Consider the following 21,861-nt stretch of genomic DNA (forward strand, 5'->3'; position numbering starts at 1 on the left):
TGTGTGAAGGAGCTGGTGGATCCGCATTCTGTGCAGGATTCTGTGCCTTCGTTCAGTTCTTCAGCTTTGACGAAAGAATCCATTCTTTTCCACATTCTTCGCAGACTACACGATACTTGTTGAAGCCGTCTCCCCCATCCTCTCCCATACAGAAATTTTATTGGTCGGAGAGTTATCTGTTTTTCGGCGTTCGAACGCCGTTCAAGTTTTTGTTCAACAGACGTTCAGTGAACGTTCAATAGCCCAGGGGTATTCAACCCCGTTTCCAGCTAGTGGAGAGGTTTTCTAGTTAAAGGCCCTTCAAAACACCTTTAATTGAACGTTCAAACCCTGCTTTAACACCTTTAATTAAAGCTTTAACCGAACGTTCAGTGAACGTTGTATCTCTGTACACTAGAGGTTCTGAACGATATTTCCTAATACTGCGTCTACGCACTACAGATAGATTTCTGGCAGCACTGTGTGTGTTCATGAAAGGCCGTATAGTTCACTAAAAACGGAATCACTACTCCTCGTCTTCTTCCCAGGTAACATCTTCCATGCTCGAGCGTATACTTTCTAATAGCTCCGTTTCTTTCTTCTCCATCAAGTCATCTAATTCTTTGCTGAAAATCACTGAAAGTGCTGAATCGCCCTCTTTAACGCTCTTCGGGATATGGATAAAGGTCCAAGAGTCTATGGCATCGTAATGTCGGAGCGTATCCAGATAGTCTATACATTTTCTAAGAAAGTCGTAGGTGCTATCAGACCAATGTTTATTGAAGCCACACTCTATGACGATCCGGTTTTCCTCATCAAGTACGTCTGGATGTAATCCTGCTAATCTACCCTCTATTTTTACTTCCTCATAACATTCCTTGTAAGTTGGATATAACTTCTGTTGATTGACTAAGAGTTTGATTGCTGCAATAACCAGTTTCCCGTGTAGTTCTTTGCCTCCTTGCTCTCTTACTGCTCCTTTCGCCCACCTACTATTGGGCTCTTCTAGAGGGCCTATATCGAATTTCTCGACTTGCTTAATATGTTCTTCTTTATCAAATTCCTCAAGCAAATCACGGGGATTTACAGTCATAGTACCTGTATAGTATGTATTTAGGGCTTAGAGCTTAACTATCTTCCGCAGCTCCACCATTTGTTTAAACATAAATGCGATATTTAGCCTATGGAACGACAGAAGGCTGCATTAATCTTCTTCGCAGCAATATCTTTTGCATTGTTATTTACTACGGGCCTATTTGCAAATGCATGGGCCGAATCAACAAAGAACGTTGAAAACCTAAATAGTACTCTGCAAAGTAAAGAATCTTCTTTACAACAAAAGACCTCCACTATAGATAAACTAAACCAGACATTGCTGATAAAACAGCAGAATATCTCCGACCTAGAACGTACTAAGAGTAATCTGGAATCCGAAGTTGATATGCTCCGTGATGAACTGGATAAGGCCAAAGTATGGACAACTGCTCCTGAGCCTTATTCTACAGGCGGAGGAGAATATGTAGTCCCTTTCACTATATACAATTATGGTAAAGAAACTGCTAGTAACGTTATTGCCGAGGTAGCTGTATACGAAAGCTCAAGTTCGACAGAGCCTAAAGAAGTGAAAAGTGTTCAAGTAGGGAATACTGCAGGCAACTCCATGAAAGAGGTGGAATATAATATCGACTTTGATTCAACCATAGATGATGACGATGTCGCCTCTGTATACGTAGTTAGTTGTGGAAACTGTGAAATTCTCTGGAAAAATATTCCTAGCTTATCTTACTTTGAGGACTCTAGCTCCGAAGCTGCTGAAGCTGGAGCTTCTAGCACTTGAACAATAAACCGCCTATTAGAAGAAAATTTCAATCACACAACGGGATAAGAATCTATGACTGAGGACCTGGAAGAGCTGCGTGAGAAGAGAGATGAACTGGAAGAAAAAATGCTGCAGAAGCTTGAAGAGGATCAAGACAGTGGAAAGTTAATAACTCGTGAAGAGTTTGTTGACGAGCTGGTAAAAGCAGCTTATGCAGGCTTTAACTTTGATAAAGGGAGTTATGACTGGGAGCAGCTAGAACCTGTTCTTAGAGAGACGTTCCGGAAGGTTTATGTGGAAGGCCTATCCCAGGAAGAGTTAGAAGAACTTACTGATTGAATTCTTCCGCGAAGTCTTCTTCTAGCTTTTTTCTTACCCATTGGGAGAAGTTAAATCCTCCAGGCCTTTCTTTCAGGTTGGAGATAGCTTCTATATGCTCTTCTTTCAGAGTAACTATCTTGTCTTTCATGTAGCATATGTTGGCATAGGTTGGTTTTAAATACAGGTGTGGAACATATGTCAACATAGGTTAAAATTATGAAGGACGACCACCCGACCAAGAGTAGACCGTCCTCCAAAACAGTATTGGAGGGCCAACAGCATAAAACTGTCGAAAAGCTGACCGAAAAAAAATTCTCGCTACCAGAGGCTCAGGCCGAAGTCATCGAAGAGACGGCACGTAAAATGAGTGTAACGGAGTCGCAGGCCTTGAACTACCTTCTAGCAAGATACACAAAAGGTGAATGGGAAGCTCTATGAATGCCTCTCTAAAAAAATCTAAGAATCTAGTGGAAAGCTGGAAACCAGAACAGTCGGGGAAGAAAACTGTGGATCAGGCAATTCTAGAGATAGCGGACTTCGAGTCTTGGAAAAGTCCTAAGGAGATGTATAGGGAATACAGGTACTACAAGAAAGATCCTGTCCACGTACAGACATTCTCCAAATACCTCAACGAGCTTGAATCTATAGGAGAATTGGAGGCTAGAGGCAGAGGTAGCTCTAGAGAATACAGAAAAGCAGACAAACCTGTGCAAGAAACAAGAGAAGATCACAGCTCTCCACTAAGTGAGGGTCTCCCGGACTTCGTAGAAAAAAGAATCCAGAAAGAAGTGGAGAAGAGAGTCCAGGAAGAGATCGACAACATCAGAAATGACATAGAGCAGAGAATCTTGATAGAGAGAAAACAGAACAGTGAATCTCAAGAAGAAAGCAACGCCCCGGAAGACAAAGATGATCCCATCAATCCTCCAGAATACATTCATCAACTGTTAACTGAAGCTGAAGAAGAACTCAGCGCTTCAAAAATAGGAGAAAAATATAGAGAAAGAACAGAATATAATCCAGCACAGAGAACAATCAGGAGATACCTTAAAAACCTAGTAGACAGAGGTCTAGTGGAGAAGGAAGGCAGTAAAAAAGGCACAACATACAAGGCCTGATTTAAACCCTTTTTCTTGTCTCTTTCTTCCTTGCTTGGGCAAGGGTTAGGCCCGAAGATGTAGGCAGAAACAATTCTGTATTGCAGGTAATATAGGTTCTCCTCTATTCATACTTTCTTATTCTATTTGTGGGTGCCTGTAGGAACCAAAAAGTTTAACAGGCCTCTATATAGGTGTTGTATCGAAGAAAGATGGGATTATACGACAGGTTGACTCCAGGCGATCAGAATAATATAGATGAGCAGAAAGAACAGGTAGAGGAAGAGCAGCAATCAGCTGAAGAAGAATTTGTAGACAGATACAATAATGATACTTCTACAGATAATTCCAGCAGCGACAGCTCTGACAATACTTCTGAAGCAACAGAAGATTTCTTGGACGACTACGGTCCTAGCGGAGATGGTAGCTTCGGAAGCGATGACCTAGATTCTGTCAACGACAGCACAGATAACTCAACAGACAGCTCTGACAATGCTACTCCTGAAGAAGAGTTCGTAAAAAATTACGGTCAGAGCAGCAAGAAGAAAGATAAGAAAAAGAAGAAAGGTAGCAGCTCCGAAAACCCTTTAGTCGATGAACTGCAGAGGCAAAGAAACGTAATCGACAGTGAAGAAGCAGATATGAACCTGGAAAATCCTTCGGCTCTTGGACCGCAGACTGTAACGCGCTTAGGCACAGGAAACATTCCTCCCGCACAGATCTCTAACGAAGAATACAGATCGCCAGAACAAACAGTGGTAGACCGAGAATATGGCTCAGGCACAAACCTAAAAGGACAAAGCTATCTAAACCAGGATCAGACTGCAGAAGATGTAACCGCAAAAAGCCTGATTCAAGGCGCTCAAGACGTAATGATTGATCCAGGACAGACTGGCCAGAACACCTATGAATCTGTTTCAAACCTCGACCTACCTGGAGAAATGGAAGAAACCTATGCCAAAGGCGCAGGAACTATAACAGCTGCCGGAGCCCAGCTATTCAACACCGTACCAAGTATCTTTCAGACAACAGTGGCTGCAAGCCAAAACCCGTCAGGCACAGCTTCAAAGCTTTATCAAGGAACTAAACGTGCAGGCCCGAACCTTGAAGGTCTTTCTAGGAATACAGGAAGCAAAGAATACTTTGAAAGCCAGGCAGGTATACTAAACCTTGTTGCAGGGGCTGGAGCAAGTAGCCTAGCAAGAAAAGGAAGTCTCAGAGGAGTAACTACTGACGAAGGCCTGACAGATCTTGTGAAAAATCCTGTAAGGCCTGGTGACGATGCTACTGTCGAAGCAGAGATACAGGAAACATTCCAGAGCAAACCCGATCAGCTGAGTCCTGAAGCTCAGAAAGCATTATCTCAAATGGATTTATCTGGAACCAAGGGTCCAGCAGGTTCAGGGAGACGTCTAGTGGTTGAAGGAGATGGAGAAAACACTTACGCCGAAAAGCAGGATTACTTGATGACAAAAGTACAACAGAATGGCAGAGAGTTTATTGTAGTAGGAAGAACTGCGTCTCAAGGCCGGGGTAGTGATGGAGAAAGCGAGGGTCTTGTAGCAAGTGAATCACTTATTATCAGCGAGAACGGAGAATTAGTCGATCAAAGCAAGCAGAAACCTACTAAAAAACTGTATGACTTCCAGACAGAAGTTACTGATAGTTCACAGGATGTTGTTGAAGGGGTAGGTCCAAGAGGGGATGAAAAAATAGTAAAGACGGACTCGGTTGGAGAGGGTACTGTAGCGGGAGAAGACTTTATCTTCAGAGATGAATCACAGAGATTCTCAAGTCCTGGAACTGATGCAGACCTGCTGCAATCTAAAAGTGTTACGGGTACCGATAACTCGAAAAGCAGCATAGGAAGCAAAGGACCTGTAATTAACAGAGGCCTGTTTGAAGATGAAGACGTAAAAACTGCAGATATAGATGGTGAGAGCACTGATTTCGATGCTGAGAAGCTGCAGGATTCTATAGAGTCAATCTTTGACGATCAAGACAGCGACAGGAGTGAGGTAGGTAACGTAATTGACAGGGATTCTGACGGGCAATCTGATAGTGATTCAGGCCCCCAAAAACTGAAGATAGAATCAAGTAACAAGCAGGAAGACAGAACCGGGATAGGAACTGACGCTGTAAACCAGAAAGCCTTTGAGGAGAACGTAAAAGATGCTGCTAGTTTTGAAGATACTGGTGCTGATAGTGTTTTCGGGCCTACCGAGGCAGCTGTAGGAACCAATGTACTGGGCGAGGCTGGAAGCTCTTTATCTCAAGGTCAAGACCAGGATACTTTCGGCCTTGTAGACAAAGAAGATAGCCAGCAGAAGGGCAGAGACAAGATTTTAGAAGATGATAAAACTAGAGGCAAGCCTGATGTAGCGAACAAAAATGCTTTAGATGTAGGGCAAGATGTGGGGCAGGGTCAAGACTTTGACACCAATCTAGATTCGAGCCAGGAAACAGACTCCATATTAGTGAGAGGTCTAACCAATACAGATACAAACTTCAGAGAAGGAGATGGAAACAAGCGTAGAGATCTTAACCTAGAAGGGGATGACGATGACGACAAAAGATTGTTTTCCAGATTACTTGGAGGGAAAAAGAAAACAAAGTATAGAGGCAGTGTAGGCGCAGAAGTACTCGGTATCACAGCAGAGGAAGCTCCAGGAAGATCTGCAGCACAGAACCCTCTCAACCTTAGACCTGTAGTAGAGGACTCTACAAAGAAAGATGAAGAAAATATTTTGTAGAAAGCTAATCTCTCCCCCAGTCATATACTGACTGCTTGTTTTTAGAAGCGTAAGAAGCATTCCATTTCTGCCAAAGATCGGTGGACGCTTTCATAACCAGATGCGCCCCTGTATAGATCCGGCTTAAAACTAGTGGAAACTAAGATAGAGTTCCTGTCTTTCTATGAGATTGACAGAGTAATTGCTTAGTTCAAAGTTAATAATTTCTTGTCGGAAGCTGCTCCTTCGTGTGTCCCGCACGTACAAAGACCTCCTCATAGCTATTATATAGAGAAGAGGGGAGGGGCAGGGGGCGGTGACGAACGAACCTAGTAGTCAGGTTCGATCCATCGACTAACACAGTCTATCTATAACAGGTATAGATTATCAACACTCCTCCCTCTACCTGCCGTCATCGTCTCCCTGTCTTTCGAATAAAGGCGACACCATGTCCACATTCAGAGCCTCTTTGTAGTCATCAATATCTTCGCTCAACAGCTTCCAAGCAGCTTCAGATCGATCAGCCGCTAAACGTTTATCTTCAAGAGTCTTCATGTGCTTTTGAATTTGTCTCAACTCTTCCGGGTCGCTGGTAATGTTCGTAGGCTTCACCCACAATCTTTTGTGATCGTGATAGATTTTATCGGCTATTCTATTCCAAAGTTTTTCTCCAGGATTCAAACCTAATTCTGACACTACCGCATCACCTTGTAGTTAAACACTACTGCATTTATTGTAGAATTGCTCATTATTTCAGCCTTCTGTTGTTTATCTGTACCAGTGGTTCTTGTCTTCGAGTCCTACAGCAGATTCATCTGACTGCATCTGTATCTGGTAATCTCTGTTGATGGTTTGCTGCAGTTCCTCCAGCACTAGATCTAGGTCTTTCTTTCTTCTGATTTTGTAATCATAGTAGAGCTTGTCTCGAAGCGTCTCCACTATATCAACAAGCTTTTCTTGGTCTACAATCTCATTGACATCTTCTGGTTCTTCTGACATGAGTAATACCTCAGTAAGCAGGCACGTTCATCCCGTCAAGGACTACACGACCTTTCTCTGTGATTTTGTAGTATGTACGGCCTTCTTCCTCTCCAGTATTCTCTACGAGGCCTTCAGCTTGTAGCTTTTCTACATGATAGAGAACTGTTTGATGCGCTACATCTAGTTCGTCTTTCATGCTGCCGATATGATCCTGGTTCTGCAGCAGGTCCAGAGTCTGTTTCGTAGTCTTGCCGCCTACTTTTCTCCTGATTCTGTCGTAATCTTCCGACTGGTCTACCTCAGGCATACAACACCGCCTCTTTCTAAACACTCTCTAATTGTTCTATCAAGCGATTCTGTACTCTTTCTAACCGGTTGATTCGCTGTGGTTCGATAAAGAAATGTCAAGGCTGTCGATGGGGTATTACCCCTTTGTGTGTTATCATAACACGCATAGGGTAGGAAACCCCCCGACATGCCTGACACATTAAATCGCATAGTCCTTCACCTCGATATTCATGAAGCACATAGCTCTTCCCCCGTTCTCTACCATAGCTTTCTCTTTCCGCATATCAGGATGAGAAGCAGCTTGGCTCACAAACTGGTTTCTAGGTACTGGAGTTTCTAGTTTTTTCTCACACCATAGTTCATAGGCCTCGTAGACGTCTGAAGTTCTGATATTCTTCGCATCTTCAGTTTTTACTCTTATCTGATCTGAGATAAACCGCTGAGTTGATGTTCCGAACTTGTCCCAGGCTTTCTTTATTTCGTACTCTGTCATTTCTTTGGAAAACCTGTTTTGTTCTTCTAATCTTTCCAGACCTTCGATAGCCCAGTTAAGAAGCCAGGACATGTTTTTTTCGGTAGTAAGTTTTTCTACTAGGTTTCTTTCCTTGTCTTCTGGATCTATCCTGGTTGTTGCCATGACTGTCTTGAATCTGTTGTAGTATGCGTCTGTTGCTGAGCTGTCGTCTGGCGCGTTGTTGCTTGCTATCATGAAGTTGGTTTTTGGTTGGAACTCGTAGCCTTTCTCGCCTTTAGGATCGGCGTGTAGTGGTTCTTTGCTTATTGCTTTCTTTACTCGTGATTTCCTTCTGATTTCTTTGTCGTCCATATCCATGTCGAAGTTGACTAGGGAATCTCTGAGTTTGTCGATGTGGAATGCTCGATCCATACCGAGCTGTGGGAAGCTCATGCTGGTTGTATTGCTGCCTTCAAAGAGTTGCTCAATAGTTTTCAGGAGTGTTGACTTTCCTGTATCAGTATATCCCAGGATAAGTAAGGCCTTCTCGAACTTGTCTGAAGGCCATGTAAGGCAGTATCCTAGAAATTCTTGGATTACTTTTACTCCTTCTTCTGTGTCGATTGTTTTCTCTATAAATTCCTTGATTCTGTCTGGTTCTGCGTCAGGGTTGTAGACGGCGTTGATGCTGTTTAGTGCTAGATCTTCCTTGTTGGCAGGCCTTGTTTCTTTAGTCTCTAGATCCAGGATATTCCCGTCTTTGAGGAGTATCTTTTTCCGGTCTAAACCCATTTCCTTGAATTCGGTGTATTTGTGGTGGTCTTTGAAGGATTGCTTGAACTGTCTGAGGAAGTGGTTCGTGTAGTCCTTGCCCATCTCTTTGTTGGCCTGTTTCTTGATTAGCTCGAAGTCTACTTCTTCCCATCTGCGTGTCTCCTGGTCGTACTTATAGAAAAGAGTCTTGGAGTCGATAACTACAGGCCTGATATTTCTTTCCTCTACTAGGAAATCTGCGTAGGCCTGAGCTTTCTCTGTTAGTTCTGCTCCTGCGTGCTCTTGCATTGGGAAACTCTTCGGGCCTGATTCTTCCTCAAGATCTTCTTTCAATGCTTCCAGATGACTTTTGATTTCTGGATTGCTGCTCTTCAATGCTGAGATGAAGTTTTCATCTGTAAGTTGGCTTTCATCCGCGTTTCTGATTGTCTCTGCGATATTTTCGTTCCCGGCCTTCTCTATTTCTCTGGCGTAGTATGTTACTGGGCTTTCTACAGTCATTGAATCACCTTCTGTGGTGGCTCTGTAATTACTGCTTTTTGTGAGGCGAGAACTCTTTTGGCCTGGAGAAACTTTTTCCTGTCATAATCAGACCATTCAGATTCTACAGCCTCCTTCAGAGTTAGGTAGTCGCCTAACTGCCTTTTCTGCTTTTCTGATAGCTCTTTGTTCCAGTCTTGAATGGTAGAGAAAGTTACTATCTCTTCAGGGTAGTGTAGAACTTGCTTAATCACTTACTAGGTTCACCTCTTCGAGTATCCTGGTTCTCTCTCCTGTTAGGTCGTAAATATTGAGCTGGTATTTCGCCGGGATGTAGAGCGCATATCCTTTCGGTGGTGTTCCTTCGAGGATGAACAGCCTGCCTTCTACTCGCCCATCAAAACGGTCGAAGTCTATCTCAATGAGCTTCCGGCCGGTTTTCCTCTTTCTTTCGAGTCTGCTCCGTATGTCTTCCTTGTCTATCTCTGTTACTCCTCTTTCTCTAAGTCTCACGTCTTTCACCTTTGCTTTCAGGACTTTCTAGTTCTTCTACATCTATATTACCGTCTAGAAGTTCTCTCATTACTTCTGAACGGCTTAATTCTTCTTCGAAATTATCTAGAGACTCTACTTGATCCTTGAAAAGAAAGAAGGAGGCTTGTGCTTTGTCTCTGTCCTCTGATTTTACAGTTTCTTTGACAGAAGAATTTATATTTCGCTTAAGCTGATACATTGTTAGAGGTATTGCTTTGCTTGCTGGAGCTGGTGACTCCAGTGTTTTCTGATTTTTCTTCTTTTATCTTCGAAATTTCGTCTTCTATAATTTTGTCGACATCCATGCTAATCACACAGTCCATCTGCAAGGCATGACCTGACAATCTCTGCCTGGCTTCTACCGGTTTTTTCGGATTCTTCTTCTATGTGCTCTTTCAGCTCTTCTGGCACCGAAAATGTCCATCTATTCATCACTACCACCCCTATATAGAGGCCTTATAAACGTTTTGTAATCACGAGTGTTTACACAATCTTCTCTGTTCATGTAATCAAGGTTGATTGCGATATGTTTTAAATCTTCCCATCATCCTTGATTGCATATGGTCAGGGACTATGAGGAAGAAGTAATGACGTCTCTTCTGGCGTATAAAATTTTGCGTTCTATTAATAGGAAAGGCCAAGCATACCCTACAGAGATAGCAGAAGATCTTGATACTTCTTACCAATCTGTAAACAATTATATGAAAGGCCTAAGAAAGAGAAAAATAGTAGAAAAGAGCAAAGAGGAAGGGAAGAAAAGATACTATTCTATTTCTCCAGAAGGAATCTTTAACACTTGGAAGCAGTTATGGCTTGAAGATTTAGATAAGGAAACAGTTTCTAGCCTAAAGAGAGCAGTGCAAAGCGATAAGGCCCAAAAACATATCGAAGATATAGAAAATAACGTAGGTGTTCTGGTATCATCATATACTGCAGGCTACTTAGAGGTAAATGAGGAAGGAAATCTTCAGGACATGTTATATGACGACTTCTGGACGTCTCTACAACCGTATCCTACCAATTCAGAACAGTGGCTATCTACTTTTTGCCATCTAATGGATATACTTCGAAAGACAGAAAAAGTCGGAAAAGGACCTATGATAGCGGCTATTGAAAAAACAAGAGAATCTGAAGAGCAGATTGGGGACTTTAAATTTTTCTCAGATTTGGAGAAAGAGAATTAAAGGAAGCCTTTCTCTTTCATACGTTTTCGAGTACTATCGCGGATACTCTCCTCTATCTGTTCTTCATTTAACCCAAACTCCTCTGTCAACGTCTCTATAACTTCGCTCTTTACTTCGTGTGTTGTCTTGTTCATTTCTGAAACTGTGTCAGCATTCTTTGCAGGATTTTCTATATTCTTCATGCTGTTTTGGCTAGCAATATCCTCCAAAGCCGCTTCCATTACTTCATCAGGGCTGTTGTGAGCCTTTAAACTGTTTTCAAGTTCTCCTTCACAGTTCTTGCAGTAACTCCATAGAGGAGAGGCGTACTCTCCGCACTCTGGACAGTCGTAGGGTTTAAGGTTATCTCTACTGAATTTCTTTTCTGATTTATTTAGGTTTTCTCCATAATCCTCTCTCACTCCTGCTAGGAGGCTCTCCTGCATGAGCTCGATATAGTATTTCGGAGCATCGCTATTCTTGCTCCATCCGAAAAACCCTCTCAAGAAGTTCTCGTTTTTATCCTTCGATGCCCAATACAGCGCTCTTCCGTCTCTCCAGAACCAGTGTGGCTTTTTCGTTATCCTCTCTGGTATGTCTGACCTGTCTATACATCTCTGCAAGGCCCTTCTCATGGCGTCATCATCCAGGGGTTTGTACTTCTTCACTGCTTCAGAATTCTTCCCTTGCCAGGTGCAGCTCTCACATTCATACCGTCTTTCACTATAGTTTCTGGATCTACTTTTCGCATTAAGCTGGTCCCCACAGTTGGGGCAGAAATTTCTTGGGTTCTGATGCCTGAAAACAGGATCTGACATGTCAGGATTTGTTTCTTCGTACAGTTTCTTCATCAGAGGCATCCCTACACGGACAGGAACTGTCCTCTCTCCTGACTTACCTCTGAGAGTTACGTGCATCTCCTGGTCCTTGAACTTGATCTGGTTCCAGCTAAGAGGCTCCGGGTACTTGTGCGTGTCAGAGGTCTTCGCTAGCTCACCTATTCTTGCACCCGTGGCCCAGCCAAACACAACCATTGCTTGATCGCGCAGACTGTTTGCTGCTTCGGAAACTTTTATTACGTGCTCAGGCGTTGGTCTGGTATCTGTATCGATATTGTGCGTGATATTGGTGTGTACTTCGAGATCTTCCAGGAGTTCCTCGCCGTCAATATCTTCAACATATCCGCGTCCTTCTTTCTTGATGAAACTATTGTAGAACACGCTAATAGTCTCCATCAGTTTCTCTTTGCTGTAGTCGCTATATTTCTCTCCATCGTTCTTCCTTACTTCATCTTGGTTTATCTTGCCTACTAAGGCCTCTAGGTCCTTATATTTGGCTTTGTCTAGTTTAAAATCTATATGTTCTGCTAGACTATTGAAGCAGGAAGCATTCCTTTGCAGGGTTTCGCCTCCTACGTCTGTTGATTTTCTCTTGCGGAAGAAATCGTTTAGAACTTCTTTATTGTGCTCTGAGAGTTCGGGATTTTGCTGAAGTTTCTGGTTGGTCTGTTTTAGAGCTTGGAAGGGCATGGTTTTGCTTTACACCTCTATAAAGCCTAGAAGCGACTAAGCCCTTCAAAAGAGTATCTGTTAAGTCGATACTGAACATGGGAGCCAATGGGCGGCTTTCCCATCCTTCACGTATGTGAAGGCTGTTCAAGAAACCATTTGGGTTTGAATGCTTTTGTTCCCAAGTTTTTCTTCATTCTCTAATAAGAAAGGAAAAGGAAATGTTTGTGGTTTTTTTCTGTCGTGTGATTAGGCCTCTGCCTCTACTATGTGGGTATTGTTTACGCAGCTTTGGTGACAGTAGCCTTCGGTAGCTTCCAGGTAGTCTTCGTGACTGTGAACTCTATCTCCGCAGATAACGCATAGGCCTAACCTGTCGACTGTTGTATTCAGAATTGTTCCACCCCCCGTGGCCATACGTTTACCGAGGAGGGTATTAAGTAAATCTGTAGAGGAGAACTTGTGTTCTCCTCCGATACTACTTTCTGGTCAAAAGGCCTTTTACTCGTGCGTGAAGTAGAAAATTCCTTCTTCCTCGCATCTTACGAATCCGAATCTCTCGAACTGGTATACCTCATTTGAATCATATTCGGATGGTTCGATCCGGCCTTCTTTGACTTCGCCGTCAGGCATGTGGACCTGAGCCTCGTCTGCGTTGGATGGAGCCCAGTGTACAATGTCTGCGTCTTTATCTAGGGCCTCGGTGTGGTCTCCTTCGCGGTACTCTGCGGTTTCTCCTTCTATTTCGATGTTGCAGAGGCCTTTCAGTCTGAGGAATCCGTCCTCAAGATCTTCTTCCTCTACAAGAACTGTGATTTTTTCTCCGTCTCTGTCTAGTTCGAAGTTTCTGGTGCCCAGATCCTGGTCTGGGTGGCGGGCCATGTGAGGTTCAACATCCTCTGGAACTCCTGAGATCTCAAGTTCTACAGGGTTTCTGACGAAGAATCTTCTTTCGGCTTCCTGATCCACTATCTTTCTGTTGTGGGATTCAAGTGTTTCTGTGCTGGCCTCGATATCTTTCTCTGAGACCCCCATTTCAATGTAGAAGTTCTGAAGGGCCTCTGGCTGGAATCCTCTTTTTCTGAGAGCTCTCAGTGTTGGAGCTCTTGGGTCGTCCCATCCGTCGAGTTCTCCTTCCTCCATCATTTCTGTAAGCGTGGATGTGCTTACAGGTGCGTCGAATCCTGAGATCTTGACATTGCCCCAGTACATGATGTGAGGGTAATCCCAGTCAAGGTAGTCGTAGATAAATTTCTGACGCTTTGTGGAGGCCCTGAGTTCTTTCCCACGTACAATATGTGTTGTACCCATTACATGATCCTCGATAGCGCCCTGGAAATCAAGAAGAGGCCAGACACGGTACTTATCTCCGGTAACAGGGTGATCGGCCTCATCAATTATTCTGAAAGCTACAAAGTCTCTGATAGCAGGATTCTTATGCTGCATATCTGTCTTGATCTTCAAGGTAGCTTCTCCTTCTTCAAAGAAGGCCTTTTCTTCCTCTTGATCCTCTTCTTCAGTTTCTTCATCTGCTTTATCTTCATTGTCTTCTTGAGGTTCCGATTCTTCGTCGGCCTCTTTTTCCTCTTCCTGTTCTTCTGTTTCTTCTTTGTTTTCTGCACGCATTTTCTTCCAGAGCTGCATGTTTTCCTCTGCGCTCTGATCTCTGTGTGGGCAGGCCTCTCCTTCTTCACGGTATTTGTGTCCTTCTTCCTGTGAGCACTGGCATACGTAGGCCTTGCCCATTTCGATAAGTTTTTCCGCGTATTCTATGTATGTATCAAAGTTTTTGGATGAGTAACGGACTTCGTCAGGCTTGTAGCCCAGCCATTCGTAGTCCTCTGCGTACATGTCGTATGCTTCTTTCAGAGGCCTTTTAGTGACTGGATCTGTGTCGTCGTACCTGAGAATTAGTTTGCCTTCGTATTTGTCCCGTAGCTCTCCGTTGATTGTCATTCCGCGGGCGTGGCCGATGTGTGGAGGGCCGTTGGGGTTTGGTGCGAATCTTACAACTATTTCTTCGTATTCTTCTGCGTTTTCAAGGTCTGGGATCGGGTCGTGTTCTTCCTCTTCTTTTTCCTCGAACTCGTAGGATTCAAGCTCTTCTTCCTGTTCTTCAAGGCTCATTTCGTTGATTTCTGCGCAGATTTCCTGTGTTTTCTGCGTTACTTCTCCCTTGTTTTCAAATTCTTCCTCTGCAAAAATCTTTCCAATTACTGCTCCTGGGTTGCATTCTCCGCCGTGATCAACAGCGTTCTTCAAAGCATATTTACGAGCTATCTCCTCGAGTTCCATACCTTTCACTGCGTAGAAAATTCCTATAAATTCAATCCCTATGGAAAGATAGTTTTAGTGAAGGCCTTACTCTTCATCGGAGATAAGAGTCCATTTCTTCTCCGCGGTCGAGTTATCTACAACCCAGAGATCTCCGTTCTCAAGTCTCAACCGGGTCTTCCTCAGGCCTACATCTTCCAGAACACCTTCTGTACCCTCGATAATCACGCGGTCGCCGGAGTTAAAGTCCGAGTCCTGTGCCAGGTATGCTCCAGCAACGGTATCAGCGATAACATCCTTCAACGCGAACGCTACACCAAGAGCTACAAAACCTGAGGCAGTACCCATTGAAGCCGCAATACCTGAGAAACCGAGCACGCTGAGAGTCATGAGAATGGCCCAGAACCACATGAAGAAACGGCCTGAATCCACAATAAGCTCAACTACAACAGGCTCCGAGTACCTCCGCGAGGCCGCAGATCTCAGAATATCCGATCCTGCTCTTATACCAATAACAGCCGCCAGCAGAAGAAGGCCTGCCTTGATTATTTTTATCCCAATCTCCGATACAGCAGCCTGAACCACAACAGGATCAATCATACTGAAAATTTACTTTTGCCTTCTTTTTACTCTTTGCAGCTTCCCAGAAAATTATTTCAGGCCTAGTTTCTTCTTGAATTCTTTGGCATTTTTTAGATGATTCTCGACTGTTTCATCGTTCATTCTGTCGAGTGTTGATGTCATGAAGCTCATTCTGTGAATATCTGAGATTTTTTCTCTGTGTTTGTTGATGAAGTTCCAGTAGAGGCCGTCCCAGTGGTCTTCCCAGTCTCCACCTTCGTAATGAGACATCTTGTTGATGTAGTTTGATGAGGAGATGTAGGGCTTGGTCATCATGTTTTCGTAGGCGTATTGGCTCATACCGTAGATGTTCGGCACCATCACCCAGTCATACGAGTCGATAAACATCTCCATAAACCAGTCATAGACTTCATCAGGATCGATCTCGAGAAGTAGCATCACGTTGCCGAGAACCATCAACCGCTCGATGTGGTGAGCATATGCATCATCCAATGCGTGACGAATAGAATCATCAACGGGTGGAAGGCCTGTACTTGCGCTGTAAAACTCTTCTGGCATCGAGTTATCCGCGTTCCAGAAGTTGGCTTCCCTCATCCCTGGCTCCAGCTCGTACATCGCCCGTATGAATTCTCGCCACCCGATGATCTGTCTCAGGAAACCTTCAAGAGAATTCATGGGGTAATCTTTCTCTTCATGGGCCTGTAGAGTTTTCTCTACTATTTCTTCCGGCGTCAAGAGGCCTAAATTGATTGAAGAGGATAGCAGAGAGTGGAAGCCGAACTTGAGGTCTGGATCAATCGCGTCCTGGTAGTCACCGAACTTCTCTAATCTATTCTCAAGGAAGTCTTCAAGATTTTTCAGGGCCTGTTCGCGTGTTGCCGGCCAGAAAAAATCCTCGATTTTCCCAGGATTTTCCGGAAAGTTTTCCTCCACGTATTCTTTCGCATCTTCGACGTGCTGAGAAGAAAACTGTGGTATCTCCGGTTTTTCAATATCTTCCGGCATTTTCTTCCTGTTTTCGGGATCGAAACTCCATTTGCCTCCTTCAGGCTTTCCTTCATCATCTACCAGTATGTTGAACTTTTTCCGCATCTGTTTGTAGTAGTTCAACTGGAAGTACTTGTGTGAAGAGAAGTATTTCTGGTTGAAATCCATCGAGGCCATGAAACCTGGGTTCTCCTCGAAAACTAGCTCGACATCGAACTTTTCCGCTAGGCCTTCCAGCTGGTTCCTAGCTTTGTGGTCTACAGGATTGTATATCCTGATTTTATCTTCTTTCTGGAAGATCTCGGCGATATCCTGGTCGTATTCGAAGTATTCGACGTTAAATTTCTCTGAGTAGGCCTTCATTGAGGCCCGGTGTAGTATTAGCTTTTTTCTGTGGAAGTTGAAGTCTGTGAAGTATCTTGAGTGCTCTACGAGGTATTTTATGTCTTCATCTACTGGTTCTGGGAAGAGCTGGTTTGGGAGGATGATGGAGGCCATACTGTAAGGTCTAATGCTGAGTTATTTGTCCTTTTTTGTTTCCTGTCTGGCCTTATCCCCAAACTGTTTTTCTTCTGATCGGCCGTCGTTAGTTTTTCTTTTTGGAGGTCTTATTCCCTGATTTTCTTGATTCTAATGCTGTTTCAGGCCTTGATTTCTGCAGTAAAGCTCTGTATCTATAGGGAAAAAGGTTTATAATTGATTTTGCAGAATTTCTGGCCTTGTTTTGATAAGTGAAAGGGTTACAGTTTGGTTTATGGATTCAACTCAAGCTAAGTTGCTTTTTCCAGTAGGTGCAGTACTGGAGTTTCTGGGAGCGCTGACATTAATCACCAACGATGGAGCCTTAATCTCCAAAGTTGATCTTGGATTTAGCATTCCAGCTATCCTGCCTGTAGAAGTTCAGGGGATAGGGCTCCTGGCTGCTGGAGGTCTACTAACGGCATTTGCCATAAAGGAGATAAGTAGCTAGTTAAAACCCTAGACTCCTTACAAAAATTCTCTTCTTTTATCTTTACGCTATGAGAAAATAGGCCTAAAATTTGAGCTTTATATCTAATAATGAGCGATCCAATTTATTCCAGCAAATTAAAAAGCATAGGCCCTTATTTTAGATGTATGAATACAAAACTGAAAGAGGCCATTCTCAGAGGCCTGTCTGCATCAGTTTTTTCGGCAGTAGCAACATATCTGGGCCTGAGAGCATGGATAACTCTAAGTATCAGTGTAGGGCCTGTGACAAAGCTTTACTCGCTGGTTGATGCGGCTACAGTTCTTGCAGCAGTGCTTGCCTTTTTCACTACGGCATTGGCATCGTATACTTCAATGGAGGAATGATTTTTATCGGGTTTAGAGAGATTTTAGAGAGACGTAAAATAGAACTTGCCGGGCTTCTATCCCTTCTAGTAGTTACAGTGTTGAATCAAATAGCCCGAACTCCGTTAATTTACATATTTACGGTAATTGGGCTTATAGCAACAGTTTATGTCTCTAAAAAGTTCAAGGCCCAGTTTAATGTCAAGCTTTTCTTCAAGAGGACCGAGGGCTGGAACTGGTGGTCAGGCGCATTTGCAGGGGTTCTGGCGTTCATGATGAGTACGTACGCCCAGACAATTGAAGCAGGATTTCCACAGGCCATGGCAGAGATTTCCGCAATCACAGTCTTCGTCACGCTGATGACCACGCTTTTGTACGGCTCAATCCTTCAGGACATCCAGAAAGAAGAAATAGAGTTATGAAAAAGGGAGAGTTTTGTTACGGATTCTGGTGTCAGTAAGTGAAGTTTATGTCGGCTCTCACCTGTAAATCTTCTTCGGCTGCTGATCCAAAGTACGAGAATCTTTTGATCTTGCCGTTACCTCTGGAGATCCATGCATAGGCCTTTGCCTCTTCAAAGCTTGACAGCTCCTGCTCGTCGTCCGTTGAGGCTTCATCATCGCTGACTACGTGGACCTCAAATATGTCTGCGTAATTTTCTAGGAGGTCTTCTTTGTCTGGCTGAATCTTAACGAGGATTTCCGAACTGTTTTCACCGGTTGTGCCAAGAACTGTACTGTTTCTAAAGTTAATTCTGTCGACCGCAGATACTGAAAGGCCTAACTCCTTCCTGCTTAAGGACTCAGATATTTTCTCCGAGCTATTTTCCATGTTAACAATTTCGGTTTCGGTTCTGTCAGGATAGGTTTCTATATTTTTCACAGGTTGAGGTGAATCTTTGGAGCTTTCTCCGAGACCGAAGCCGATACTGGTGATGGATGTAGTGTTCGAGTAGGATTTGTTGAAAACACCTTCAGAACTCAAATTTAATCTCATCGGAGCTACTGGTGTCCTCATCAAAACTTTGAACTCGGAGCTTATCTCGTAAACACTGTAATTCTGTGAAAAAGCATTATCAAGTAAAGAACCGGCAGATGAGTTAAAACTAATATCTTCATGGCCTGTATCAAAGTTTTTATTCAAGCTGGCATCGCCTCCTGAAATACAGCCGGATGTAGCCACAACCAGAACCAAAATACAGATAGGAAACAGTTTTCTTCGTTCCATAGACAAAAACATATTCTGCAAAAAATTTTTTCAATCAATTCCCTGGCCTAGAATCAATAACTCACATTTTTCAAAATCTGCCCAGAAACAAGTACATGGAAATCGATAACTCGGAAGAAAGAATCAGAAACATCCATCAGGATCTCCTAGATGTGTATGGAGAACAGAACTGGCACGACAACGACGACGGCGTCAGACAGCTTCTCATAACAATACTCTCACAGAACGTAGCAGATACAAATACTGCCAGAGCAGCGGAAAATCTGTTCAACGACTTCAAAGACTACAAAGAAATCGAAGAGACCTCTATAGAAAAACTAGCAGAATCCATCAATCCAGCAGGCCTTCCAGAGACAAAAGCCAAGAGAATACAGAGAACACTGAAGGCCTTGAGGGAGCATGGAGATTCTGAGGATTACTCTGTGGACTTTCTCGGCGAGATGGAGGATTCGGATGCGCAGGCCTGGCTTGAAGAGATCAAAGGTATCGGCCCGAAGACTGCAAGCGTTTTACTGAATTTTCACTTCGATGCGAACGTCATGCCTGTCGATACGCACGTGGAGAGGATTGCCAAAAGATTCAGGCTGATTCCATTTTCATCTTCAAATGGGAAGGCTCACGAATTACTGAATGAGGCCGTTCCTCACGAGATCAAGAACAGCTTCCACATGCTGATGATTGAACATGGGAAGAACAACTGCACAGCCAGAAATCCTACATGCGAAAATACAAAGCTGAAAAAGTACTGCAGCTACTACGAAAAAGTTATCGAAGGCGATTTAACGCCTGAAGAGTATCCTCCGGAGGCCTGGGAATAGATGGATCTTGAAGAGGCACTGGAGAACTGGTCATCCATCAAGAAGTTCACGGATGAAGAAATAGAGGAAGGGAAACTTGAGAAAATTTTCGACTTAACCACTAAGGCTCCGACAGCTTTCAATTTACAGCCGTACAGATTTATCGTTCTGGACTCGGAAGAAGCGAAAGAAAAGGCCGTAGACTCTGCGATACCGGTCAACAGATGGATCCAGTACGCCGACAAAATCGTGGTTCTAGTCGGAGATGAAGAAATAGATGTGAACGCCGATGAAGTCCTCAATCACAAGTTGGAGGAAGGAAAAATCGACGAAGAGAAAGCAGAAAATCTTCGAGACATGTACGAGAGGTACAAGGCCCGTGATGAAGAATTCATGACGGGCTGGCTAACGAGAAACACGATGATTCCGGCGACGTTCTTCATGCTGGCCTGTAAAAATTATGGGGTCGGCTCATGCCCTGTCAGAGGCTTCAGCCAGCCAAAACTATCGGAAAAACTGGATCTGAAAGATTCTGAAAGGCCTATTCTGTTGATTCCTATCGGCTATCCTAATGAAGAAGATAGGAACTGGCGGAGAAAAGGAGAAGAAATTTTTGAGATTCGCTGACTTTTTATTTTCTGACATCTGTCGAAGGCCTCGACAGGGTTTTTTATCTTAGAGGTGGTATTTGTTGGGTATGGATTTCAGGATTTGGGGAGGCCTTGTTTTTGTAGTGGTTGTTCTGGTTTCTGCTGGATTCTTGTTTTCTCAATCTTGGGAGAGAGGTTCCTCGGATCTTGTTAATGCAAGTTTTTCGGGTTCTTCAAGTGCGTGGGCGGTATTGGAGGTAGCTGATAATGATACTGAGAGGAGTGAAGGCCTTATGAATGTCTCGAGTATGGATGAGAGGAGAGGAATGCTCTTCGAATTTGAGGAAGAGGCCCAGAGAACTTTCTGGATGAAGAATACTCTTATTCCGCTGGATATGATTTTTCTGACTGAGGATAGAGATGTTATCAATGTTGAGACTGCTTATCCGGAACCGAATACAAGTGATGAGGATCTTGAGCGTTATAGCAGCGATGAGCCGGCAAAGTATGTTATAGAGGTTAATGCTGGGTTTGCAGAGAAGTATTCTATCGAGGAAGGTTCATCTGTAGAATGGAGTAAGTTGGAATAATTAAAAAGAAAATATGTGTGGAAGGCCTTTTTGGGCCTTTACTGGTCCAGGTTGATGCATTTGCCGTTTTCGCTGACGAAAACGTCGTCGCCTAGACTGTATCCTTCTTCTCTTGCGAGTTCTACGTAGTCGCCGAGTTTCTGGATTGTTCCGTGTGAAGGAATGATGTTGTCTGGCTGTAGGAAGTCGATGAAGTCTCTGTGGTCTTCCTTGTGTGCGTGACCTGTTGTGTGGATTCCTGGGTAGATTCTGACACCTTTCTCTCTCATTTTCTCTTCAAGCTCGTATCTGTTGGCTTCGTTGACTGGGCTTGGAATTACCTGTGAGGAGAAGATTACGTGGTCGCCTTCGTTGAAGTCGAATCCGTATGTTCCGGATGCGATCTTGTCAAGCTGTGCGCCTTTCTCTCCCTGGTTTCCTGTTGCAACGACAAGCCATTCGTCTCTTTCGCCGTCAACACGGCTCATCAGGTCGTCACATTCGTCGAAGTATGAAACTACTTCGATCTGGCTTGTGTCGATCAGGTCTAGTTCTTCTGCTGATTCAACGTATTCTCTGAGTGATCTTCCGACGAACGCGATCTTTCTGCGGCCGTTGTTGGCTTCGATGATCGAGTTCAGTCTGCTGATCTGGCTTGAGAATGTTGACATGATTACTGCGCCGCCTGCCTGATAGCAGGAGTTCAGTACGTCTCCAAGTTCGACTTCGACAGATTTCTCTGATCGGGCCCTTCCTGGCTCTGAAACTCTTGTTGTTCCAGGGATCATGGCCTTCACTCCTTCCTCTCCAACTTCCTTCAGTCTCTCGACATCGGTAGTTTTCTCGATTACAGGGCTTCTGTCGATCTTCATGTCGTTTCCGTAGACTACGTAGCCTTCGGAAGTGTCCAGAAGACTTAGAGTTGCGTCAGGGATTGAGTGGTTCACGTGAGCAAATTCAAGAGTGAATTCGCCTGAGATCTCCATCTCATCTCCTTTCTCAACTGTAATCAACTGGTTGTCGACATTCTTGCGATCGTCGTCAATCATTCTTTCTACGATTTTACCGGTGTAAGGAGTGCAGTAGATAGGACAGTCGTGACTGCCGGCAAGCTTTGGAATGCCTCCGACGTGGTCAAGGTGTCCGTGACCTATTACAATTCCTACAACGTTTTTATCAAGAACTGGCTCATCCTCAGGGACTGCGCCAATGTCTAAACTCTGGTTTGTTGTCATCTCGTCAACATGGCCTTCAGCAGAGACAACGCTCTCCATATCGTAACCCATGTCGAAAATGACTACTTCTCCGTTAACTTCTACGGCCGTCATGTTCTTTCCTACTTCTTCATAACCGCCAAGTGTGTAAACTTTCATAAAGTGATTTTCACCTTT

General features: G+C 43.9%; 30 protein-coding genes. 12 read left to right on the forward strand and 18 right to left on the reverse strand.

All coding sequences use genetic code 11. The annotated features are described in order from the left end of the window. Positions 1-505 precede the first annotated feature (505 nt). Positions 506-1,072, reverse strand: coding sequence for a hypothetical protein (locus tag HBNXNv_RS01720; protein WP_347721113.1), 567 nt, complete (start codon positions 1,070-1,072; stop codon positions 506-508). 90 nt (positions 1,073-1,162) lie between these two features. Here HBNXNv_RS01720 and HBNXNv_RS01725 point away from each other — a divergent pair, with 90 nt between their 5' ends. Beyond that, positions 1,163-1,816: a hypothetical protein gene (locus tag HBNXNv_RS01725; protein WP_347721114.1), complete on the forward strand. Its 654-nt coding sequence runs from the start codon at positions 1,163-1,165 to the stop codon at positions 1,814-1,816. Positions 1,817-1,870: 54 nt separating this feature from the next. Then, on the forward strand, positions 1,871-2,137 hold the full coding sequence (locus HBNXNv_RS01730; RefSeq protein WP_347721115.1) for a hypothetical protein: 267 nt from the start codon (positions 1,871-1,873) through the stop codon (positions 2,135-2,137). Here the strand turns inward: HBNXNv_RS01730 and HBNXNv_RS01735 are convergent. Then, positions 2,127-2,267: a hypothetical protein gene (locus HBNXNv_RS01735; RefSeq protein WP_347721116.1), complete on the reverse strand. Its 141-nt coding sequence runs from the start codon at positions 2,265-2,267 to the stop codon at positions 2,127-2,129. The genes HBNXNv_RS01730 and HBNXNv_RS01735 overlap by 11 nt on opposite strands. A gap of 68 nt (positions 2,268-2,335) precedes the next feature. On the opposite strand from HBNXNv_RS01735, the gene HBNXNv_RS01740 reads away from it, so the two are divergent. The 3 genes from HBNXNv_RS01740 to HBNXNv_RS01750 all read left to right on the forward strand — a co-directional run bounded on the left by HBNXNv_RS01740 (position 2,336) and on the right by HBNXNv_RS01750 (position 5,969). Further along, a complete protein-coding gene (locus tag HBNXNv_RS01740; RefSeq protein ID WP_347721117.1) occupies positions 2,336-2,557 on the forward strand; it encodes a hypothetical protein in 222 nt (73 codons plus the stop codon). Between the two features lie 29 nt (positions 2,558-2,586). After that, positions 2,587-3,237: a winged-helix domain-containing protein gene (locus tag HBNXNv_RS01745; RefSeq protein ID WP_347721118.1), complete on the forward strand. Its 651-nt coding sequence runs from the start codon at positions 2,587-2,589 to the stop codon at positions 3,235-3,237. Positions 3,238-3,428: 191 nt separating this feature from the next. After that, the gene (locus HBNXNv_RS01750; protein ID WP_347721119.1) at positions 3,429-5,969 is read left to right on the forward strand and encodes a hypothetical protein; all 2,541 of its coding nucleotides are present in this window, start codon (positions 3,429-3,431) and stop codon (positions 5,967-5,969) included. A gap of 381 nt (positions 5,970-6,350) precedes the next feature. On the opposite strand, the gene HBNXNv_RS01755 is transcribed toward HBNXNv_RS01750, so the two are convergent. From HBNXNv_RS01755 to HBNXNv_RS01795, 9 genes are all read right to left on the reverse strand, one after another. Then, positions 6,351-6,644 carry a hypothetical protein gene (locus HBNXNv_RS01755; RefSeq protein WP_347721120.1) on the reverse strand — a complete coding sequence of 98 codons (294 nt, stop codon included), beginning with the start codon at positions 6,642-6,644 and terminating at the stop codon, positions 6,351-6,353. Positions 6,645-6,716: 72 nt separating this feature from the next. Then, positions 6,717-6,947, reverse strand: a complete 231-nt coding sequence (locus tag HBNXNv_RS01760; RefSeq protein ID WP_347721121.1) for a hypothetical protein — start codon at positions 6,945-6,947, stop codon at positions 6,717-6,719. Between the two features lie 10 nt (positions 6,948-6,957). Next, positions 6,958-7,236, reverse strand: coding sequence for a winged helix-turn-helix domain-containing protein (locus tag HBNXNv_RS01765; protein ID WP_347721122.1), 279 nt, complete (start codon positions 7,234-7,236; stop codon positions 6,958-6,960). Positions 7,237-7,416: 180 nt separating this feature from the next. Further along, a complete protein-coding gene (locus HBNXNv_RS01770) occupies positions 7,417-8,946 on the reverse strand; it encodes a DNA primase family protein (protein ID WP_347721123.1) in 1,530 nt (509 codons plus the stop codon). After that, positions 8,943-9,179, reverse strand: a complete 237-nt coding sequence (locus HBNXNv_RS01775) for a hypothetical protein (protein ID WP_347721124.1) — start codon at positions 9,177-9,179, stop codon at positions 8,943-8,945. Before HBNXNv_RS01775 ends, HBNXNv_RS01770 begins: the two co-directional genes overlap by 4 nt. After that, a complete protein-coding gene (locus HBNXNv_RS01780) occupies positions 9,172-9,447 on the reverse strand; it encodes a hypothetical protein (RefSeq protein WP_347721125.1) in 276 nt (91 codons plus the stop codon). The genes HBNXNv_RS01775 and HBNXNv_RS01780 overlap by 8 nt, the downstream gene beginning before the upstream one ends. Beyond that, positions 9,428-9,658, reverse strand: coding sequence for a hypothetical protein (locus HBNXNv_RS01785; protein WP_347721126.1), 231 nt, complete (start codon positions 9,656-9,658; stop codon positions 9,428-9,430). Before HBNXNv_RS01785 ends, HBNXNv_RS01780 begins: the two co-directional genes overlap by 20 nt. Continuing rightward, complete coding sequence (locus HBNXNv_RS01790; RefSeq protein ID WP_347721127.1) at positions 9,645-9,782, reverse strand: hypothetical protein; 138 nt, start codon at positions 9,780-9,782, stop codon at positions 9,645-9,647. The genes HBNXNv_RS01785 and HBNXNv_RS01790 overlap by 14 nt, the downstream gene beginning before the upstream one ends. Continuing rightward, on the reverse strand, positions 9,766-9,891 hold the full coding sequence (locus HBNXNv_RS01795) for a ribbon-helix-helix protein, CopG family (RefSeq protein ID WP_347721128.1): 126 nt from the start codon (positions 9,889-9,891) through the stop codon (positions 9,766-9,768). Before HBNXNv_RS01795 ends, HBNXNv_RS01790 begins: the two co-directional genes overlap by 17 nt. Before the next feature lie 128 nt (positions 9,892-10,019). Here HBNXNv_RS01795 and HBNXNv_RS01800 point away from each other — a divergent pair, with 128 nt between their 5' ends. Continuing rightward, positions 10,020-10,643: a helix-turn-helix domain-containing protein gene (locus HBNXNv_RS01800; protein ID WP_347721129.1), complete on the forward strand. Its 624-nt coding sequence runs from the start codon at positions 10,020-10,022 to the stop codon at positions 10,641-10,643. Here HBNXNv_RS01800 and HBNXNv_RS01805 read toward each other — a convergent pair. The 5 genes from HBNXNv_RS01805 to HBNXNv_RS01825 all read right to left on the reverse strand — a co-directional run bounded on the left by HBNXNv_RS01805 (position 10,640) and on the right by HBNXNv_RS01825 (position 16,471). Next, entirely contained in the window at positions 10,640-12,151 is a 1,512-nt protein-coding gene (locus tag HBNXNv_RS01805; protein WP_347721130.1) for a site-specific integrase, read from the reverse strand. The genes HBNXNv_RS01800 and HBNXNv_RS01805 overlap by 4 nt on opposite strands. Positions 12,152-12,379: 228 nt before the next feature. Beyond that, entirely contained in the window at positions 12,380-12,547 is a 168-nt protein-coding gene (locus HBNXNv_RS01810; protein WP_347721131.1) for a hypothetical protein, read from the reverse strand. A gap of 84 nt (positions 12,548-12,631) precedes the next feature. Then, the gene (locus HBNXNv_RS01815; RefSeq protein ID WP_347721132.1) at positions 12,632-14,425 is read right to left on the reverse strand and encodes a glutamate--tRNA ligase family protein; all 1,794 of its coding nucleotides are present in this window, start codon (positions 14,423-14,425) and stop codon (positions 12,632-12,634) included. 66 nt (positions 14,426-14,491) lie between these two features. Next, positions 14,492-15,004 carry a mechanosensitive ion channel family protein gene (locus HBNXNv_RS01820; protein WP_347721133.1) on the reverse strand — a complete coding sequence of 171 codons (513 nt, stop codon included), beginning with the start codon at positions 15,002-15,004 and terminating at the stop codon, positions 14,492-14,494. A 51-nt stretch (positions 15,005-15,055) separates the two neighbouring features. After that, a complete protein-coding gene (locus HBNXNv_RS01825) occupies positions 15,056-16,471 on the reverse strand; it encodes a cryptochrome/photolyase family protein (protein WP_347721134.1) in 1,416 nt (471 codons plus the stop codon). A gap of 256 nt (positions 16,472-16,727) precedes the next feature. Between HBNXNv_RS01825 and HBNXNv_RS01830 the strand changes: the two genes are divergently transcribed. From HBNXNv_RS01830 to HBNXNv_RS01840, 3 genes are all read left to right on the forward strand, one after another. Continuing rightward, positions 16,728-16,943 (forward strand): hypothetical protein, encoded by a 216-nt coding sequence (locus HBNXNv_RS01830; protein WP_347721135.1) that lies wholly within the window; start codon positions 16,728-16,730, stop codon positions 16,941-16,943. Positions 16,944-17,089: 146 nt separating this feature from the next. Next, on the forward strand, positions 17,090-17,308 hold the full coding sequence (locus HBNXNv_RS01835) for a hypothetical protein (protein ID WP_347721136.1): 219 nt from the start codon (positions 17,090-17,092) through the stop codon (positions 17,306-17,308). Beyond that, positions 17,305-17,709, forward strand: a complete 405-nt coding sequence (locus HBNXNv_RS01840) for a hypothetical protein (protein WP_347721137.1) — start codon at positions 17,305-17,307, stop codon at positions 17,707-17,709. Before HBNXNv_RS01835 ends, HBNXNv_RS01840 begins: the two co-directional genes overlap by 4 nt. A 31-nt stretch (positions 17,710-17,740) precedes the next feature. Here the strand turns inward: HBNXNv_RS01840 and HBNXNv_RS01845 are convergent, their stop codons facing one another. After that, positions 17,741-18,514 (reverse strand): hypothetical protein, encoded by a 774-nt coding sequence (locus tag HBNXNv_RS01845; protein ID WP_347721138.1) that lies wholly within the window; start codon positions 18,512-18,514, stop codon positions 17,741-17,743. A 95-nt stretch (positions 18,515-18,609) separates the two neighbouring features. Between HBNXNv_RS01845 and HBNXNv_RS01850 the strand changes: the two genes are divergently transcribed. The 3 genes from HBNXNv_RS01850 to HBNXNv_RS01860 all read left to right on the forward strand — a co-directional run bounded on the left by HBNXNv_RS01850 (position 18,610) and on the right by HBNXNv_RS01860 (position 20,491). Then, positions 18,610-19,332 carry an endonuclease III domain-containing protein gene (locus HBNXNv_RS01850; RefSeq protein ID WP_347721139.1) on the forward strand — a complete coding sequence of 241 codons (723 nt, stop codon included), beginning with the start codon at positions 18,610-18,612 and terminating at the stop codon, positions 19,330-19,332. After that, a complete protein-coding gene (locus HBNXNv_RS01855; RefSeq protein WP_347721140.1) occupies positions 19,333-19,938 on the forward strand; it encodes a nitroreductase family protein in 606 nt (201 codons plus the stop codon). 70 nt (positions 19,939-20,008) lie between these two features. Then, positions 20,009-20,491 (forward strand): DUF192 domain-containing protein, encoded by a 483-nt coding sequence (locus HBNXNv_RS01860; RefSeq protein ID WP_347721141.1) that lies wholly within the window; start codon positions 20,009-20,011, stop codon positions 20,489-20,491. A gap of 38 nt (positions 20,492-20,529) precedes the next feature. Here HBNXNv_RS01860 and HBNXNv_RS01865 read toward each other — a convergent pair whose 3' ends face one another. Beyond that, a complete protein-coding gene (locus HBNXNv_RS01865; RefSeq protein WP_347721142.1) occupies positions 20,530-21,843 on the reverse strand; it encodes an MBL fold metallo-hydrolase in 1,314 nt (437 codons plus the stop codon). Positions 21,844-21,861 lie beyond the last annotated feature (18 nt).

The organism is Candidatus Nanohalovita haloferacivicina, assembly GCF_029232205.1.
In the GTDB taxonomy this organism is placed as follows: domain Archaea; phylum Nanohalarchaeota; class Nanosalinia; order Nanosalinales; family Nanosalinaceae; genus Nanohalovita; species Nanohalovita haloferacivicina.